2 protein-coding genes and 1 pseudogene are annotated in these 1,358 nt (G+C 58.5%); all 3 read left to right on the top strand.

Features of this window, described 5'->3' with window-relative positions; all coding sequences use genetic code 11:
* Window positions 1–17 precede the first annotated feature (17 nt).
* Window positions 18–659: a phage baseplate assembly protein V gene (locus tag JTA15_RS06810; protein ID WP_219373238.1), complete on the top strand. Its 642-nt coding sequence runs from the start codon at window positions 18–20 to the stop codon at window positions 657–659.
* Window positions 656–1,006 carry a GPW/gp25 family protein gene (locus tag JTA15_RS06805; RefSeq protein WP_219373026.1) on the top strand — a complete coding sequence of 117 codons (351 nt, stop codon included), beginning with the start codon at window positions 656–658 and terminating at the stop codon, window positions 1,004–1,006. Before JTA15_RS06810 ends, JTA15_RS06805 begins: the two co-directional genes overlap by 4 nt.
* A 5-nt stretch (window positions 1,007–1,011) precedes the next feature.
* Window positions 1,012–1,358, top strand: a pseudogene (locus tag JTA15_RS06800) (baseplate assembly protein); the annotation flags it as partial.

The raw sequence follows: 1,358 nt of genomic DNA, 5'->3' as shown, positions 1-1,358 counted from the left end.
GGCGGCAAACTTTCCATATGAATAATTTAAATTCCCTGCAGGAAATCGCTCGCGCGATCCGCAACCTTATCCGCACCGGTATCGTAACCGACATCGACCATGACGAGGGGCTGTGTCGTGTCCAGACCGGTGGCATGGAAACCACCTGGCTGAACTGGCTTACCTGTCGCGCCGGTCGCTCTCGCGTATGGTGGGCTCCATCCGTTGGTGAACAGGTGCTTTTACTGGCTGTCGGCGGCGAGCTCGATACGGCATTTGTGCTGCCCGGCATTTTCTCTGACGACCATCCCGCGCCGTCAGTTTCTCCTGATGCGCTTCATGTGTCATTTCCTGATGGCGCTGTCATCGAGTACGAACCCCAAAACATTGCGCTCACCGTGTCAGGCATCAAAACCGCCGACGTCACCGCGTCAGACTCCATTACGGCGACCGTGCCGGTGGTACTGGTGAAAGCCTCGACCCGCATCACGCTCGATACACCCGAGGTGGTGTGCACCAACAAGCTGACCACCGGCACGCTGGAAGTGCAGAAAGGCGGGAAGATGACCGGGAACATTGAGCACACCGGCGGGAAATTGAAATCAAACGGCGTGCAGGTGGATGACCACGCGCACGGCAACGTACAGGGCGGCGGGAGCTGGACTAAGGGGACACAATGACGGTGCGTTATCTCGGTATGAACAGCCAGACCGGGCTCAGTGTTTTTGAGGCCGAACATATCAGGCAGAGCGTGCGCGACATTCTGGTCACGCCGGTTGGCTCGCGTGTCATGCGTCGTGAATACGGATCCCTTCTGTCGCGCATGATTGACCAGCCTCAGAGCCCGGCGCTACGGCTGCAGATTATGGCCGCGTGTTATTCCGCGATCCAGAAGTGGGAGCCGCGCATCAGCCTGACGACCATCACCTTTGAGCGGTCGGAAACCGACGGCGGGCTGTATGTCGATATCACCGGCACGCGCTCGACCGGCGGTCAGTCTTTTTCCCTCACCATTCCACTGAGTTAAACGCTATGGCAATTGTTGACCTGAACCAGCTCGCCGCGCCCGATGTCGTGGAACTGCTGGACTATGAAACCATCCTGAGCGAACGAAAGGCGACGCTGGTCTCGTTATACCCCGAGGAACAGCAGGAGGCCGTCGCGCGCACGCTGATACTTGAATCAGAGCCGATTGTTAAGTTGCTGGAGGAAAACGCCTATCGGGAAGTTATCTGGCGACAGCGCGTCAACGAGGCCGCGCGTGCCGTCATGCTGGCTTACGCTGCTGACAGCGACCTCGACCAGATTGGCGGAAATTACAACGTTGAGCGCCTTGTCATCACCCCTGCAGACGACACGACGTTACCGCCCACGCCTGC

Origin of the sequence: Enterobacter sp. BIDMC 29 (assembly GCF_019378755.1) — a bacterium.
Lineage (GTDB): Bacteria > Pseudomonadota > Gammaproteobacteria > Enterobacterales > Enterobacteriaceae > Enterobacter > Enterobacter ludwigii.
Note: the sequence above shows the minus strand (reverse complement) of the source record. Positions and strands in the feature narration are given on the sequence as shown.